Source organism: Bacteroides fluxus YIT 12057 (genome assembly GCF_000195635.1).
In the GTDB taxonomy this organism is placed as follows: Bacteria; Bacteroidota; Bacteroidia; order Bacteroidales; family Bacteroidaceae; genus Bacteroides; species Bacteroides fluxus.
The window spans coordinates 1-15,982 of the sequence record NZ_GL882656.1 but is presented as its reverse complement, the minus strand read 5'-3'; the positions used below and the strand labels follow the sequence as shown (position 1 = coordinate 15,982).

Annotated in this window: 12 protein-coding genes, 1 tRNA gene and 2 pseudogenes; 8 read left to right on the top strand and 7 right to left on the bottom strand. The window is 48.2% G+C overall.

Annotation, left to right across the window (positions count from 1 at the left end; translation table 11 throughout):
- Positions 1–144: 144 nt before the first annotated feature.
- Together proS and HMPREF9446_RS11735 are read right to left on the bottom strand one after the other, a co-directional pair.
- The gene (proS, locus tag HMPREF9446_RS11740; protein WP_009125887.1) at positions 145–1,638 is read right to left on the bottom strand and encodes a proline--tRNA ligase; all 1,494 of its coding nucleotides are present in this window, start codon (positions 1,636–1,638) and stop codon (positions 145–147) included.
- 175 nt (positions 1,639–1,813) lie between these two features.
- Positions 1,814–1,886 (bottom strand) — tRNA-Gly (locus tag HMPREF9446_RS11735).
- A 270-nt stretch (positions 1,887–2,156) separates the two neighbouring features.
- Here HMPREF9446_RS11735 and cobU point away from each other — a divergent pair.
- From cobU to cobC, 4 genes and pseudogenes are all read left to right on the top strand, one after another.
- Positions 2,157–2,666 (top strand): bifunctional adenosylcobinamide kinase/adenosylcobinamide-phosphate guanylyltransferase, encoded by a 510-nt coding sequence (gene cobU / locus HMPREF9446_RS11730; RefSeq protein ID WP_039969318.1) that lies wholly within the window; start codon positions 2,157–2,159, stop codon positions 2,664–2,666.
- 29 nt (positions 2,667–2,695) lie between these two features.
- Complete coding sequence (gene cobT / locus HMPREF9446_RS11725) at positions 2,696–3,733, top strand: nicotinate-nucleotide--dimethylbenzimidazole phosphoribosyltransferase (protein WP_009125885.1); 1,038 nt, start codon at positions 2,696–2,698, stop codon at positions 3,731–3,733.
- Between the two features lie 3 nt (positions 3,734–3,736).
- On the top strand, positions 3,737–4,537 hold the full coding sequence (locus HMPREF9446_RS11720) for an adenosylcobinamide-GDP ribazoletransferase (RefSeq protein ID WP_009125884.1): 801 nt from the start codon (positions 3,737–3,739) through the stop codon (positions 4,535–4,537).
- A 14-nt stretch (positions 4,538–4,551) separates the two neighbouring features.
- Positions 4,552–5,079 (top strand): annotated as a pseudogene (gene cobC / locus HMPREF9446_RS11715) (alpha-ribazole phosphatase); the annotation flags it as partial.
- A gap of 150 nt (positions 5,080–5,229) precedes the next feature.
- Here cobC and cbiB read toward each other — a convergent pair.
- From cbiB to HMPREF9446_RS11700, 3 genes are read right to left on the bottom strand one after another with little or no spacing between them, the layout of a single operon-like run.
- Positions 5,230–6,195 carry an adenosylcobinamide-phosphate synthase CbiB gene (cbiB, locus tag HMPREF9446_RS11710; RefSeq protein WP_039969312.1) on the bottom strand — a complete coding sequence of 322 codons (966 nt, stop codon included), beginning with the start codon at positions 6,193–6,195 and terminating at the stop codon, positions 5,230–5,232.
- Positions 6,196–6,201: 6 nt separating this feature from the next.
- Positions 6,202–7,233 (bottom strand): threonine-phosphate decarboxylase, encoded by a 1,032-nt coding sequence (locus HMPREF9446_RS11705; RefSeq protein ID WP_009125881.1) that lies wholly within the window; start codon positions 7,231–7,233, stop codon positions 6,202–6,204.
- The gene (locus tag HMPREF9446_RS11700; protein ID WP_009125880.1) at positions 7,226–8,731 is read right to left on the bottom strand and encodes a cobyric acid synthase; all 1,506 of its coding nucleotides are present in this window, start codon (positions 8,729–8,731) and stop codon (positions 7,226–7,228) included. The genes HMPREF9446_RS11705 and HMPREF9446_RS11700 overlap by 8 nt, the downstream gene beginning before the upstream one ends.
- 277 nt (positions 8,732–9,008) lie before the next feature.
- Between HMPREF9446_RS11700 and HMPREF9446_RS11695 the strand changes: the two genes are divergently transcribed.
- From HMPREF9446_RS11695 to pncB, 4 genes are all read left to right on the top strand, one after another.
- Positions 9,009–10,472 carry a TolC family protein gene (locus tag HMPREF9446_RS11695; RefSeq protein ID WP_039969294.1) on the top strand — a complete coding sequence of 488 codons (1,464 nt, stop codon included), beginning with the start codon at positions 9,009–9,011 and terminating at the stop codon, positions 10,470–10,472.
- A 17-nt stretch (positions 10,473–10,489) separates the two neighbouring features.
- The gene (locus tag HMPREF9446_RS11690) at positions 10,490–11,485 is read left to right on the top strand and encodes an HlyD family secretion protein (protein ID WP_009125878.1); all 996 of its coding nucleotides are present in this window, start codon (positions 10,490–10,492) and stop codon (positions 11,483–11,485) included.
- Positions 11,482–13,869, top strand: a complete 2,388-nt coding sequence (locus HMPREF9446_RS11685; RefSeq protein ID WP_009125877.1) for an ABC transporter permease — start codon at positions 11,482–11,484, stop codon at positions 13,867–13,869. The genes HMPREF9446_RS11690 and HMPREF9446_RS11685 overlap by 4 nt, the downstream gene beginning before the upstream one ends.
- Before the next feature lie 199 nt (positions 13,870–14,068).
- Positions 14,069–15,241, top strand: a complete 1,173-nt coding sequence (pncB, locus tag HMPREF9446_RS11680) for a nicotinate phosphoribosyltransferase (RefSeq protein WP_009125876.1) — start codon at positions 14,069–14,071, stop codon at positions 15,239–15,241.
- A gap of 43 nt (positions 15,242–15,284) precedes the next feature.
- Here pncB and HMPREF9446_RS11675 read toward each other — a convergent pair whose 3' ends face one another.
- Together HMPREF9446_RS11675 and HMPREF9446_RS19525 are read right to left on the bottom strand one after the other, a co-directional pair.
- Positions 15,285–15,857 carry a cob(I)yrinic acid a,c-diamide adenosyltransferase gene (locus HMPREF9446_RS11675; protein ID WP_009125875.1) on the bottom strand — a complete coding sequence of 191 codons (573 nt, stop codon included), beginning with the start codon at positions 15,855–15,857 and terminating at the stop codon, positions 15,285–15,287.
- 15 nt (positions 15,858–15,872) lie between these two features.
- A pseudogene (locus HMPREF9446_RS19525) lies at positions 15,873–15,982 on the bottom strand (PD-(D/E)XK nuclease domain-containing protein); the annotation flags it as partial.

Genomic DNA, 15,982 nt, shown 5'->3' with positions numbered 1-15,982 from the left:
TGTAGGAAAGTTGTTACGGCGGGATGTAAGGAAAGTTACAAAAATGATAAAATAAAAGGGATATAACCTTTGAGAGCTATATCCCTTCTATAAGAAACACTTAGTTTCTTGATTAAAAACTGTTTCGAACCAGTTTAAGAGTTTCTAATAGGAACGCGCAAAAATCACGCGGCAGGCAGAAGGCTTTCCGGTAACCATACATTTGCCCGGTTCCTTGTCACCCGGCACGAAAGAATCGAACGGAATGCAACGGATGGTCGCTTTAGTTTCCTCTTTAATCTTTTCTTCCGTTTCGGGAGTACCGTCCCAATGGGCCAGTATAAATCCACCTTCTTCAATCTTTTCCTTGAATTCATCGTAACTATCCACACTCGTGATTTTGCTGTTACGGAAATCAAGCGCTTTCTTATAGACATTTGCCTGGATTTCTTCAAGCAAGTCCTTTACATATTCTTCAATGCCCTCGCAAGAACGGGTTTCCTTTTCCAGTGTATCGCGGCGCATGATTTCCATTGTATTGTTCTCCAAGTCGCGGCCACCCATTACCAGACGGACGGGAACACCCTTCACCTCATAGTCGGCAAACTTGAAGCCCGGACGTTTGTTGTCGGCATTGTCGTACTTCACGGAAATGCCCATTGATTTCAATTTGGCAACAATGCCTGCCACCTTCTCGTCAATCTTGGCCAACATTTCCGCATTCTTGTAGATGGGAACGATGACTACCTGTATCGGAGCCAGATGCGGAGGAAGTACCAGACCGTTGTCATCGGAATGCGTCATGATAAGCGCACCCATCAGACGGGTGGAAACACCCCAGGAAGTAGCCCAAACATACTCCAGCTTGTTCTCCTTATTGACGAACTGCACGTCGAATGCCTTGGCGAAATTCTGTCCCAAGAAGTGGGAAGTACCGCTCTGCAGAGCCTTTCCGTCCTGCATCATCGCTTCGATGGTATAGGTGTTAAGGGCACCGGCAAAACGCTCGTTGGCAGACTTCACGCCTTTTACCACGGGCACTGCCATGTATTTTTCGGCAAACTCGCCATATACGTTCAACATTCTCACTGCTTCTTCTTCCGCCTCTTCACGGGTGGCATGGGCAGTGTGGCCTTCCTGCCACAAGAACTCAGCCGTACGCAAGAACAAGCGGGTACGCATTTCCCAACGGAATACGTTTGCCCACTGGTTGCACAGGATAGGCAGGTCACGGTATGAATTGATCCAGTTCTTATAGGTATTCCAGATGATGGTCTCGGAAGTAGGACGGATAATCAGCTCTTCTTCCAGTTTTGCGGCGGGATCCACTACCACACCACCTCCATTCGGGTCATTCTTCAAACGATAATGTGTCACTACGGCACATTCTTTGGCAAATCCTTCTACATGTTCTGCCTCGCGGCTGAGGAATGATTTCGGAATAAGCAAGGGGAAATAGGCGTTGACATGTCCTGTTTCCTTGAACATATCATCCAATTGACGTTGCATCTTCTCCCAAATAGCGTATCCGTAAGGCTTGATTACCATACAGCCACGTACAGCCGACTGTTCTGCCAAATCGGCTTTTACCACCAACTCGTTATACCATTGAGAATAATTCTCGCTACGTTTGGTAAGGTCTTTCAATTCTACTGCCATTCTATTTCGTTTTTAAAGTTTTCATTCTATTTATTCAAACAGTCGGCAAAAGTACAAATTTTTAAGGGAAAAGGACGAATACACAGATTATTTTTATACATACGGATAAGATTACTCCGGAAAATAACATAAAAAAAAGCAGCTACCTTATTCTGTAACTGCTTTTTCCATTATGAGCGGCAAACGAGGCTCGAACTCGCGACCCTCAGCTTGGGAAGCTGATGCTCTACCAACTGAGCTATTGCCGCAAACCAAATTTTAATTCTATACTATGAAAACGGTGACAAAGATAGTGAAATCCTGTTGAAAAAGACAAGAGTTTTTGCATTTAATTTCCAAATTTTCGTGTATTCATCAAAATATCAGCCACTATGAGTATAGAAAATTCCAGAGATTACTGCCTGTCCGTGAAAGGAGCAACGGAATGTCTCCCCTCTTGATGATATTTCTTTTCAACGGTATTTCTTGCCACTGCCATGGAATTCACGTACATTTGCCCTACTAAATATCCAGGCAGCATGAAACGAATAATATTAATCACCGGAGGAGCCCGCTCGGGAAAAAGCACGTATGCCGAGAAATTGGCACTCAGTCTCTCTCCCAACCCCGTTTATATTGCCACGGCACGCATTTGGGACGAGGAATTCCGTCAACGGGTCATCCGGCACCAAGAACGGCGCGGGCCGGAATGGACTAATATAGAAGAAGAAAAGGAACTTAGCAGACACCGGCTGAATAACCGTGTCATCTTGATAGATTGTGTCACATTATGGTGTACTAATTTCTTTTTCGATTTAAAATCCGATACAGACCGTGCACTTGCTGCCATCCGGGACGAATTCAATCTATTCACCTCACAAGATGCCACTTTCATCTTCGTCACCAATGAAATAGGCATGGGAGGTACATCAGAGAATGAAATACAACGCAAATTCACGGATATGCAGGGGTGGATGAACCAATATATCGCCTCGCATGCAGATGAAGTGATACTGATGGTATGTGGTATTCCCGTCCGGGCCAAATGACAAATATGTAACAATTAACAAATCAAACAATGAAAACATTTCATATCACCCGTCCTGACGCATCAATCCGTCCGGCACTGACAGACAAAATCAATAATCTGACCAAACCCAAAGGATCTTTGGGAACTCTGGAAGAACTTGCCCTCCAGATCGGTCTTATCCAACAAACCTTGACTCCCTCCCTACAACATCCCCAAAACATTATTTTTGCAGCCGACCACGGCATTGTAGAAGAAGGTGTCAGCCTCTCACCCAAAGAAATCACCTGGCAGCAGATCAGTAATTTTCTTCATGGAGGTGCCGGAGTCAACTTCCTCTGCCGCCAACACGGCTTTACTCTGAAAATTGTCGATGCAGGGGTAGATTATGACCTTCCTTATGACAAGGGCATCATCAATATGAAGGTGCGTAAAAGTTCCCGGAATTACTTGCACGAAGCCGCCATGACAGAAGATGAAATGGAACTGTGCCTGGAACGGGGCGCCGAAGTGGTGCGCCGTTGCCGTCAGGAAGGAAGCAATATCCTCAGTTTCGGTGAAATGGGTATCGGAAATACCTCCTCCTCTTCATTGTGGATGACCTGCTTCACCGGCATTCCTTTGGAACAATGCGTCGGTGCAGGCAGCGGACTGGACAACGCCGGAGTCCGCCATAAATATGAAGTGCTGAAACAAGCACTCGATAATTATCAAGGAGACAGTTCCCCCCGTGACATCATCCGCTATTTCGGCGGTCTGGAAATGGTGATGGCCGTAGGTGCCATGTTGCAGGCAGCTGAATTGAAAATGGTGATTCTTGTAGATGGATTTATCATGACCAACTGCATTCTTGCCGCCGGAAAACTTTATCCGGAAGTATTGGATTATGCCATTTTCGGGCATTGCGGAGATGAGTCCGGTCATAAACTGATACTTGACAAGATACAAGCCAAACCGTTATTAAACTTGGGATTACGATTGGGTGAAGGTACCGGGGCAATCTGTGCATACCCCATCGTTGACTCCGCTGTCCGCATGATAAACGAGATGGATAATTTTGCTCATGCCTCCATCACCAAATATTTTTAATCTATGAATATCTTAGCTGCGCTTATATTCTTTACCCGCCTGCCTTTTTGGAAAATCAGGGAGGTACCGGCAGAATGCTTCAAACATGTAGTACCCTATTGGTCACTGGCAGGCTGGCTGACAGGAGGTGTCATGGCAGGTACATTATGGCTGGCAGGGCAACTGTTGCCCATATCCCTTGCATGGATTATAGCCATCATCACCAGACTGCTCATCACAGGATGCCTCCACGAGGACGGGTTAGCCGATTTCTTCGATGGATTTGGCGGAGGAAGCACCCGCGAGCGTACACTTACCATCATGAAAGATTCGCACATAGGAAGTTACGGAGTCATTGGCCTGGTATTCTACTTTCTGCTGTTATTGCAACTGCGCAACCTGCCTCTGAACTTCCTCTGCATCCTCGTTTTCTGTGGTGACTGCTGGTCGAAGTTCTGTGCCTCACAAATCATCAACTATCTGCCATACGCCCGTAAGGAGGAGGACAGCAAAGCCAAAGTGGTATATAACCGCATGAGCCGTACAGAGCGGCTCACGGCCTTTGCCTGTGGTGTATTGCCTTTTGTGTTGTTCCTGCCCTTCCGGATGTGGCCCGCCCTCCTTTTCCCCGTACTGACTTTCGTGTTTTTATACCGGTTGATGAAACATCGTCTTCAAGGATATACAGGAGATTGTTGCGGTGCCACCTTCCTGCTTTGCGAACTTTCGTTCTATATGGGAAGCCTTGTACTGGCCTATATTTATGCCATTTACAACATTGATTTCTTGATGGAATATACTTCCATGCCCTTATCTATTCACTAAAAAACAAAGTAATTATGGAAATTATATTGATTCGCCACACTTCGGTAGATGTTCCTCCGGGGATATGCTACGGACAGACAGATGTCCCTTTGAAACCGACCTTCGAACAGGAAGCCGCCGTAACAAAGGAAAATCTGAAAACTGACCTGCCATTCGATCATGTATATACCAGCCCCCTTACCCGTTGTGTACGTCTCGCTACCTATTGTGGCTTCCCGGATGCTGAAAGGGACAGACGGATTATGGAAATCAATTTCGGAGAATGGGAGATGAAACCCTTCGACGGTAACGACGACCCCCGTCTGAAAGAATGGTATGCCGATTATCTGAATGTAGTTGCCACCGGAGGCGAGTCTTTTGCCATGCAGTACCAGCGTGTCAGCCAATTTCTGGACGAATTGAAACGAAAGAACTATCAGCGGGTAGCCATATTCGCACATGGAGGCGTACTGATCTGCGCACAGATTTACGCAGGGCTTATCAAAGCGGAAGAGGCCTTCAGTGCACTGACGCCGTATGGGGGAATTATCCGGATGCAGGTGTGTCAAAATAAAGATTTAGAACACAAATTACACAAATTACGCAACCCCTGCTTTTTAATGACTACTGATAATCAGCGATTATCAGATTCGCTTTTTTTTGCGTAATTTGTGTAATTTGCGTTCTTTTATCAGTTTTGACACACCTCCGTCTCAAGAACAAAAGGAAATCAAGGAAACCGTCAGGATAACCGCCATTACCATCAGCCACTCGGCACACCGGTTGATGCGGATGGCCCTATACATATCCTCAGTTGTCAGCATCCGGTTGTTGAAGCCGATATAAGGTTTCCATACTTCCTGCCCGAAATAATCGTGCGGTCCTCCAAACCTGCAGTCCAGAATACCGGCAAGGGCAGATTCGGGATAACCGGAATTCGGGCTGGCATGCCGGTTACCGTATCTGCCGACAAAAGCCAGCAAGGAAAGACGTCCCGAGGCCAATACCATCAAAAAGGCGGTGAGCCGTGCCGGAATATAATTAGCCGCATCATCCATGCGGGCGGCAAAACAACCGAATTGGCGGTAACGTTCATTCTTATAGCCAATCATCGAGTCCAGTGTATTCACCATCTTATAGGCAAGCATTCCCGGTACCCCCAATAACAGATACCAGAATAAAGGAGCAATGACTCCGTCACTAAGATTTTCGGCCAACGTTTCCAATGCAGCAGTACGCACTTCCTGTGCGGTCAATCGGGAAGTGTCACGGCCTACTATACGTGCCACTTGTTTCCGGCCTTCCTCCAAAGAACGGTCCACTGCCTTAAATACCTCACGGACCTCACGTACCAAGGTAGTACCTGCCAGGCAATAGAATATCAAGAGAACCTGCAGAGTCAAAAGCAGTCCCGGAGAAATGTACGATACCCGGCGAAGCAGGAGAAACGTTGTCAGATATACTCCTGCCACAAGGAAAAGAGACACCAACGCACCTTTCATCCGGCGGTGTTTCCCCCGGTTCAGGCGATGTTCGAAAAAAGAGATGGCCTTGCCGAAGCCCACTACAGGATGGGGCATCCAAAGCGGGTCTCCCAACCAGTGATCAAGCAGCCAAGCCGTGAGCAAGGGCAGATTCAAATTAAAGGCAATGCCAAGAAATATCAGTATATTCTCCATAACCATTTACTCTTCAAACCATTTCGCAACGGCTTCTACCAGCCGGTCATTCTCTTCGGGCGTCTGAGTGGCTATACGGAAGAAATGCTCGTCAAGCCCATCGAAGTTGGAAGCGTCACGAATCAGAATTCCATATTCTCCGGCAAGATAGTCCTTCAGGGCAGAAGCCTTGCCCATACGAAGACGTACCAGCATAAAATGAGTTTCCGTAGCCCATACTTCCAGACCGCCAAGAGCTTCAAGGGCCTCACGCAAGCGGGCTGTTTCCTGCAGATAGGCACCTACATCAAGCGGATTGGGTACATCATGCTCCAGCAAATGAAGGCCTGCCTCAATGGCGAGCTGGTTCACGGACCAGGGCATGCGGTTGGTACGCAAACGTTTCAAAAGTCCGCTGTCCCCCGTCACATAGCCTAGGCGTAATCCGGGCACAGCATATCGTTTGGTCATGGAATGCAACAACAGCACATTGGGAAACTCAAATGCTTCAACCGGAGAAAACAAAGGGCATAAAGTGAAATATTCGTAAGACTGGTCTATGACAAAACAGACTTGCGGATTTCGCTTGATGAGCTCTTTCAGGTGTGATTTGCCGGTCACCGTCCCTGTAGGGTTATTCGGATTGCAGAGCCACACCATCCGCACCTCTTCCGGCAAAAGCCATCCCTCCGCTTCTGCAGGAAGCCGATACAGGGAAGTTACCTTATGTCCGTGCATCCGGCACGCATCGGCATATTCACTGAAAGTGGGTTGTACAATGGCAGTATTCGTTCCCCGAAAAGTCTGCGCAATCAGATAAATGGCTTCTGTGGCGCCGTTTGTCACACATACCGCACCGGCAGGCAAATGATATTTGGCGGCAAGGCGGGCTTCGAGCGTATAGGGTTCGGGTTCGGGATAGTTTCCTATTCCCTCAATCCTAGCACAAAGATGCGCTTTCAAGTCAGAAAGATCTACCCGGCTATATACATTCGAACTGAAGTTGGCCGTAATCGGACGGCTGTATTTATAGGAATCGTCCCCGTGTCCTTCAATCATGGCTTTCTGTAAGTATTTGGTAGATAAGCGGCATATCCACATGTTTGCGTACATGCTCTGCCAGCTTATCATATTGTTCTTCTTTGAAACGATGGTAATCGAATGTTTCCGCAGTCTCGGAAAACTTGTCGGCAAAAGGCTCAAGCAGGAAATCTATGAACTCCGGATTGTCCAGGATACCATGGATATAGGTGCCCATACAGGTGGCATCTACCATATAGCCGTCCGTCTTTCCATCTTCCAGGATATTCAACGGAGAAGCAGGGGCATCGAAAACGGGGACAGTAGTACCCATGTGGATCTCATAGCCGTTCATCAATTTGAGTGAAGGCCTTGATTTTTCATTCAATCCGAACCTTACCTGCCTCGTCACCTTCTCCCCCATCATCTGTGTGCTCACAGGCAGCAGTCCAAGACCGGGCAGGCGTTCGATATCTCCTTCCACATGGTCGGGGTCAAGCACCTCCTGCCCCATCATCTGGTAACCTCCGCAGATACCCATGACGGTAGCTCCCTCCCGGTGTGCGCGGATGACAGCCTGCGCCACGCCATTACGACGAAGTTCATATAAATCGTCAAGCGTACTCTTGCTGCCGGGCAACAGGATAATATCCGCCTTTGCCAACTCCTCTACATTATTGGTATAGAACAAATGTACACGAGGGTCACGCTCCAGCACATTGAAGTCGGTGAAATTACTGAGATGCCGCAGCAGGACAACGGCAACATTCACTTTACCATGTTCCGCCCTTACGGACTTGGTGGCAAGTGCCACAGAGTCTTCCTCTTCGATATAGATCTCCTTATAATAAGGTACGACACCGACCACCGGAATACCGCAAAGTTCTTCCAGCATCTTGATACCGGACTCGAAAAGCCGTATGTCACCACGGAACTTATTGATAAGAATGCCTTTGATGCGTTCCCTTTCATTAGGACGGAGCAACATCATCGAACCATACACACTGGCAAAGACCCCGCCCCGGTCAATGTCTCCCACAAGGATTACATCAGCTCCCGCATGAATGGCCATAGGCAGATTCACCAGGTCGGTATCACGCAGATTGATTTCGGAGATGCTTCCGGCACCTTCCAGCACTACCGGATTATACCTTGAAGCCAGACGGTCATAAGCGTCACAGACTTCACGGCGTAATTCTTCCCGCCCCTCCTTGCGGAAATAGTCATAAGCATTGCGGTTGCCGATGGGACGTCCGTTAAGCACCACCTGGGAAGTATGATCCGATTGGGGCTTCAGCAGCAACGGGTTCATATCCGTATGACAGGGAATACCGGCGGCTTCAGCCTGTACGGCTTGCGCACGTCCTATTTCCAGTCCCTCCGGTGTGGCAAATGAGTTAAGTGCCATATTCTGCGCCTTGAACGGGGCAGGCCGATAGCCGTCTTGCTTGAATATACGGCAGAAAGCAGCAGTGATTATACTTTTACCGACATCGCTACCGGTTCCGGCAAACATGACGGGATGAAGTTTTTTCATATCTTTATCTGTTTAGTAACTGAATTCCGGATTCAGCGCCGGCAAAGGTACTAAAAACCTTTCAAAAATCATGCTATCCGCATCCCATACCCTTAATCGGTTATTTACACGATTCATCCTTATCCCGTTTCGCTGTTACACTGACAGCCCTTGATGCGGAAGAGTGGCATGGGAAGTAATACTGCGGATAATCATTTTGATTTATACTCTTACGATATGAACAATCCTTACCCCCTCTTGTTTAAAAAAGCAAGAAATACCTAAACCGAACGAACTCATGAATAATCAATTATGTCCGATGCTTGTCACGGTAATAGCCTGTACTGCCTTGACCGCAAGCGGTACGGCGGTAGCCCAATCCTCCTCCGGCAGCACGTTCTCTCTCAGCTTCGGAGATGCCCTGCGACAGATGCAGCAAGGTAACCGTAGCCTGCAAATAGCCGACAAGGGCATAGAGACCGCCCGTGCCGAACGCGATAAGCTGAATGCTCTCTGGTATCCTTCCCTGCAAGGTGCCGGGACTTTCGTACATCTGTCCGAAAAGATAGAAGTCAAACAGCCGCTCTCCACATTTACCGACCCTGCCAAGGACTTTGTACACAACATTCTGCCGGACGATAAATTCATCAGCGGCATATTGGACCAGATAGGTTCCCATACCCTCGCTTTTCCCCTTGCTCCACGAAACCTGACCTCCGTCGGACTGACTGCCGAATGGGTGGTATTCTCCGGAGGAAAACGAATCCGTGCCTCCAAGATCGGAAATAGCCTGATTGACCTTGCCCGCGAAAACCGTGAACAGACGGATGCCACACAACGCACCCTGCTTGCCGAAAGCTATTTCGGGTTACGTCTGGCCCGGGAAGTAGCACGTGTGCGGCAAGATACCTACAACAGTCTGAAACGCCATTATGAAAATGCCCTCAAACTGGAAGCTGCCGGCATGATAGACAAGGCGGGACGTCTTTTCGCCCAAGTAAATATGGACGAAGCCCAACGGGCATTGGAAGCGGCCCGGAAAGAAGTCACCGTAGTGCAAAGTGCCCTGCGTACCCTTTTGAATCTGAAAGATACCTGCAGCATACTGCCCACTTCTCCTCTGTTTATCAATACCAGTCTGCCCGTCAAAGAAGAGTTTGTACAAACCATGCAGATGGAAAACTATATAGTAAACCAACTGCAACTTCAATCCCAAATAGCCAGGCAACAACTTCACATTGACCAAAGCGGATACCTGCCGGACATCGCCCTGTTTGGCAAACAAACCCTCTATGCCCATGGCATACAGAGCAATCTTGTTCCCCGTACCATGGTAGGTGTAGGCTTCACCTGGAACTTGTTCGACGGTCTGGCACGCGAGAAGCGTATCCGTCAGTCCAAGATAGTCCGGCAGACCCTTGCCCTGGGACAAGAAAAAGCCAAAGAAGACTTAAGTGTCGGCATAGACAAGCTCTACACCCAACTCCAAAAAGCGCAAGACAATGTACGTGCCCTGAACACCACCATCGAACTGAGTGAAGAGCTGGTACGTATCCGCAAGAAATCATTCGCCGAAGGCATGGCAACCAGTACGGAAGTAGTGGATGCCGAAACCATGCTGGCAACTGTGCGCGTGGCACGGCTTGCCGCCTGTTATGAATACGATGTGGCCTTGATGAATCTCCTTGCCCTTTGCGGGACACCGGAACATTTCGAGCAATACATCGTGGAGGATTCCCCTTCATCCATCATTAACCATTAACCACCAAACCATCCATCATGAAAGTCAATAATAAAAGCATCAGCATTGCATTTATCGTTATCCTGGTCATTACGGTCATCGTATCCGCCGCAGGAATGTTACTCATGAGCAGACAGCCATTGGTACTGCAAGGCCAGATAGAAGCTACTGAAATCCGTATCAGCGGCAAACTTCCGGGACGTGTGGATTCGTTCCTTGTGCAAGAAGGGGATTGGGTAAAAGCCGGAGACACACTGGTCGTCATCAACAGCCCTACCATTGAGGCCAAATACCGCCAAGTAAATGCATTGGAACAAGTAGCTAAGGAACAGAACAAAAAGATAGATGCCGGTACCCGACGCCAGATTGTCGCTACCGCCCGCCAATTATGGAACAAGACCCAAAGCGACCTTACCCTTGCCAAAACCACCTATCAGCGTATTCTGACTCTATACAAGGACAGCGTGGTCACTTCCCAAAGAAAGGATGAAGTAGAGGCTCTGTATAAAGCCGCACAGGCAGCCGAACGTGCCGCCTATGAACAATACCAGATGGCGGTAGATGGTGCGCAAAGCGAAGACCGTGCCGCTGCCCGCAGTCTCGTGGATGCCGCCCGCAGCACAGTGGATGAAGTATCTTCTCTTTTGGTTGACTCCCGCTTGACAGCTCCCGAAACCGGGCAGATAGCTACCATATTTCCGAAACGGGGTGAACTGGTTGCTCCGGGCACTCCCATCATGAGCCTCGTAGTCATGGGCGACGCACACGTTGTACTGAACATACGCGAGGATCTGATGCCCCGATTCAAGATGGGAGAAACATTCAAAGCCGATGTTCCCGCTATCGGCAAAAAGGAAATAGAATTCCGCATCTATTACATCAGCCCGCTGGGCAGTTTCGCCACCTGGAAATCAACCAGGCAGACTGGCAGTTACGACATGCAGACATTTGAGATCCATGCACGGCCCACACAGGCGGTCGAAGATTTACGTCCCGGAATGTCAGTGCTCTTAACCTTGAAAAGCAAACCATGAAGAATAAAGAATCCTGCTGCGCCATGCAAGCACTCCGTATGGTCATTCTCCGCGAATGGCACCGCATGACCTCCCGCCGTCTCTATTTCGGCGTATGTATCGTGCTACCCTTGTTCTGCCTTTTCTTCATGGCTACGATCTTTGGAAACGGGCAGATGGAGAATATCCCCGTAGGCATAGTGGACCAGGACAACACGGCTACTTCACGCAACATATCCCGCCGAATCTCCGCCACCCCTACCTTCCGGGTAACCAAACGCTACACCGATGAAACGGCTGCGCGGCGTGACTTGCAACGGAAAGAAATATACGGATATCTCGTTATCCCTCCCCAATTCGGGCAAAAGGCGGTAACGGGTACCAATGCCACCCTTGTCTATTATTACCATTACGCCCTTCTTTCCGTTGGCAGCGAACTCATGGCGGCATTTGAAAACACCCTTGCTCCCGTCGCACTCTCCCCCATCGTAGTACAGGCAGAAGCATTGGGCACAGGCCGGGAACAGATACAGACATTCCTGTTACCGGTAGAAGCCAGTACACACCCGCTGTATAATCCGGACATGGACTATTCCGTCTATCTGAGCCAACCGTTTTTCTTCGTACTTTTCCAGATATTGATTCTGCTCCTCACGGTCTATTCCATAGGCAGCGAACTAAAATCCGGTACGTCACAAGAGTGGATGGCAACTGCAAACCACAATATCCTGACTGCCATTACGGGAAAACTGCTGCCCTACACTGCCATATTCTCACTAATCGGCATACTGGCAAACTATGTATTATTCGGTGTACTGCACATACCTTTCCAAGGCAGCCTGTGGATGATGAACCTAATGACAGTACTGTTTATCATCGCCACACAAGCCCTTGCGGTATTCATTTTTTCCATTTTTCCGAAAATAGCCTATATCATCAGTGTAGTATCCATGGTAGGTTCCTTGGGAGCCACCCTGTCCGGTGTCACCTTCCCCGTCACGGCCATGTACGCGCCGGTACACGCTGCCTCCTACCTCTTTCCTGTACGCCACTTCACAGAAGCCGCGCAGGCCATCATTTATTTTGATGCCGGATATGCCTACTATTGGCAATCGGCAGCCATTCTTTTCACATTCCCATTGGTGGCATTACTGCTGCTGCCGTTGCTAAGATGGTGGATTTCCAAATCGGGAAAAAGCTCTGAGGCAGAATATGCGGAACCTCTTGCCTCCGTTTCCATCCCTGCTGTCATCCGGCATGAATGGCGGAATATCTCCACCAATCCTGCCATCCTCCTGGTATTGGCCGGCGGCATTTTCCTCTACGGACTGCTTTACAACTATATGTATGCTCCAAACCTGGTGCGCAAAGCTCCCGTAGCAGTGGTCGATCTCTCACATTCCACCCTTAGCCGTGAATATACCCGCCTGCTGAATGCTACTCCGCAGACGGCCGTTTACGGACAGACGTCCAATATCCTCGAGGCCCGTAAATGGATGAAGCAGGGGGATGTGGCAGGCATTCTCTATTTGCCCGCTGATTTTGAGGCACGCGTAGCACGTGGTGAAACTTCCGTATTCATCCTTTATGCAGCAACCGACGCATTTCTGAACTTCAAAGGCCTGCAAGAATCCAGCACCCGGGTAATGCTTGCCGTAAACGATGCCCACCGTCTGGAGGGTACTGTTTTCCTGCCTCCGCAAGGATTACTGGCTGTGGCTTCTTCGGCCCCTGTCAACGTATCGGGAACAGCCCTCTATAATTATACGGAAGGCTATGGCTCCTATCTGATTCCCGCAGTTATGATCGTCATCATCTTCCAGACATTACTGATGGTCATTGCCATGCTGACAGGCGAAGAAGCAGAAGCACGGAGAAAAGGTATTGTCTTGATGAGTGGCGGTTCGCTGAAAGATGCTTTACGTATTGTTTCGGGAAGAACTTTTGTATATATCATGCTTTATGCCGTATTTTCCTTATTCCTGCTGGGATTATTGCCACATATATTCAGCATTCCCAATATCGGGAACGGATGGGACATTACCATCCTAATGATTCCTTTCCTGTTGGGCACAAGTTTCTTTGCCCTTGCTGTTTCACGTTGGTTCACGGATTCAGAAGCTCCTCTGTTGATGATAGCCTTTTTCTCCGTGGGATATATTTTCCTATCCGGAGTTTCCTATCCTCTGGAACTGATGCCGTGGTATTGGCAGGCTGCGCACTACATATTCCCGGTAGCTCCCGCCGTGCTCGCCTTCGTAAAACTAAACTCCATGGGTGCCAGCCTGTCCGACATCTGGCCGCAGATGCTGATTCTTTGGATACAAGTCTTTGTTTATGGGGCGTGGGCTCTGCACACCACAAAAAAAAAGGCTATCTATCCCAGACAGCCAATCTTTCGTTAACCTTAAATCTAATACTATGAAAAACACATTGCAAATATACGGAGTTCTATGATTTCTCCAAAATTTCTACCCGTAACAGATTCTTTTATAACATGGTTTAATAGGAATATTCTGTTGTTAACAATTTAATGACAACAAAATGAGAAAAAGTCGCTATCTTCATGCCCGAAATCAATTTTCTAATTCAAAATACTGAACAATGATTCATACAATATTAGATACGGACCTATACAAGTTCACCACTTCGTATGCCTACATCAAGTTGTTTCCCAATGCTATGGGAACATTCAGTTTCAAGGATAGGGACGAAACGGCTTACACGGATGAGTTTCTGAAAAGACTGAAAGCGGCAATCACTCAGTTGGAACAAGTTGCATTGACCGATGAAGAACGGGAATATATGGTCTGTCATTGCCGATTTCTACCCGGAGTTTATTGGGAATGGCTCTCCTCTTTCCGCTTCCAGGCAGAGAAAATAAAGGTCCATCTAGACGAAGGAGGGCATCTAAATATTGAAATAACGGACTATCTGTATAAAGCAACCCTTTATGAAGTACCCTTGCTTGCCATCGTATCGGAAATAAAGAACCGGGCTTTGGGTAATGTAGCTGACTGGGACAATATCCTCAGCAAATTATCGGAAAAGGTCAAACTCTCCAATGAACATCAATTGTCTTTTTCCGAATTCGGAACGCGCAGACGTTTCTCCCTCGACGTGCAGGACAAAGTGATCGGTTACCTCAAACAAACTTCAAAATACTGTACCGGGACTTCCAACTGTCACTTTGCCATGAAGTATGGCATGAAACCTATGGGGACGCATCCACATGAATGGTTCATGTTCCATGGCGCACAATTCGGGTACAAGCATGCCAATTACATGGCACTGGAAAACTGGGTGAATGTATATGACGGTGATTTAGGCATTGCACTGTCAGACACCTACACTTCCGGCATCTTTCTGAGCAACCTGAGCCGCAAGCAAGCCAAGCTGTTCGACGGGGTGCGCTGCGATTCCGGCAATGAATTTGATTTTACCGATAAGCTTGTAGCCCGCTATCGTGAATTGGGAATTGACCCGACTACCAAAACCATCGTATTCAGCAATGCGCTGGATTTCGGCAAGGCACTTGACATACAGAAATATTGCTCCGGAAAAATCCGTTGCGCTTTCGGCATCGGCACAAATCTGACCAATGATACCGGCTTCAAGCCTTCTAATATCGTAATGAAACTGACCCGGTGCAAAATGAATGTCAACCAGGAATGGCGGGAATGCGTAAAATTATCGGACGATGTGGGAAAGCACATCGGCAGTAAGGCAGAGGTACAGGCTTGTCTGTACGATTTGCGGCTGACGATTAATGATTGATTATCCTATACCGGCATGCATGAATTATACCAATCCTTGGTCATCATTTCCCGCTCTTTCTTTTATACGCAAATTCCTGCCACTTCTCCTCCGTCCAGTCCTGGCGTTGCATCTCCATGCGTGCCATCACAAAGAACAAATCGGAAAGACGGTTTACGAGGCGCAGGATATCTCCATTGACAGGTTCCCGGCGGTTGAGTGTCCATAAGCGACGTTCAGCACGGCGGGCTACAGTGCGGGCAAAATGAAGTTGGGCAGATACGGGCGTTCCGCCCGGCAAAAGAAAATAGCCGTTCTCCTGCAATTGTCCGGTCATGGTATCCATTTCTTTTTCACAACGCAAGACAAGTTCCGCTGCCGAGACAGGATTAGGATTCACCACCCCCGGAGGAGTCGCCACGTGACTCATTACAACCATCAACTCCCGCTGAACCGTATGCAACAGATTCTGCCACTCATCATCAGCCGGAAGCATGGAACGTACAATGCCGATTATAGCATTCAGCTCATCCAGGCAGCCATTAGCTTCAATACGGATATCATCTTTCGGGACACGTGCACCACCGTGAATGCCGGTCATTCCTTTATCTCCGGTTCTGGTATAGACTCTTTTCATTATGATTCCATTATATTATTCTTCCATAATATACCTGTCCACATTCCGTGTCTCCTTGCTGAAGTTCACCCCTACCTTCACAAGACGTTTCCCGTCCAGTTTGAATTCGAAGACATAAATGGCAT

Bases quoted from the DNA above. Each gene is read 5' to 3' on its own strand.
- HMPREF9446_RS11675 (WP_009125875.1), bottom strand. From the start codon at position 15,857: ATGAAAAGAGTCTATACCAGAACCGGAGATAAAGGAATGACCGGCATT.
- proS (WP_009125887.1), bottom strand. From the start codon at position 1,638: ATGGCAGTAGAATTGAAAGACCTTACCAAACGTAGCGAGAATTATTCT.
- cobU (WP_039969318.1), top strand. From the start codon at position 2,157: ATGAAACGAATAATATTAATCACCGGAGGAGCCCGCTCGGGAAAAAGC.
- pncB (WP_009125876.1), top strand. From the start codon at position 14,069: ATGATTCATACAATATTAGATACGGACCTATACAAGTTCACCACTTCG.
- HMPREF9446_RS11720 (WP_009125884.1), top strand. From the start codon at position 3,737: ATGAATATCTTAGCTGCGCTTATATTCTTTACCCGCCTGCCTTTTTGG.
- cbiB (WP_039969312.1), bottom strand. From the start codon at position 6,195: ATGGAGAATATACTGATATTTCTTGGCATTGCCTTTAATTTGAATCTG.
- HMPREF9446_RS11695 (WP_039969294.1), top strand. From the start codon at position 9,009: ATGAATAATCAATTATGTCCGATGCTTGTCACGGTAATAGCCTGTACT.
- HMPREF9446_RS11700 (WP_009125880.1), bottom strand. From the start codon at position 8,731: ATGAAAAAACTTCATCCCGTCATGTTTGCCGGAACCGGTAGCGATGTC.
- cobT (WP_009125885.1), top strand. From the start codon at position 2,696: ATGAAAACATTTCATATCACCCGTCCTGACGCATCAATCCGTCCGGCA.
- HMPREF9446_RS11690 (WP_009125878.1), top strand. From the start codon at position 10,490: ATGAAAGTCAATAATAAAAGCATCAGCATTGCATTTATCGTTATCCTG.
- HMPREF9446_RS11685 (WP_009125877.1), top strand. From the start codon at position 11,482: ATGAAGAATAAAGAATCCTGCTGCGCCATGCAAGCACTCCGTATGGTC.
- HMPREF9446_RS11705 (WP_009125881.1), bottom strand. From the start codon at position 7,233: ATGATTGAAGGACACGGGGACGATTCCTATAAATACAGCCGTCCGATT.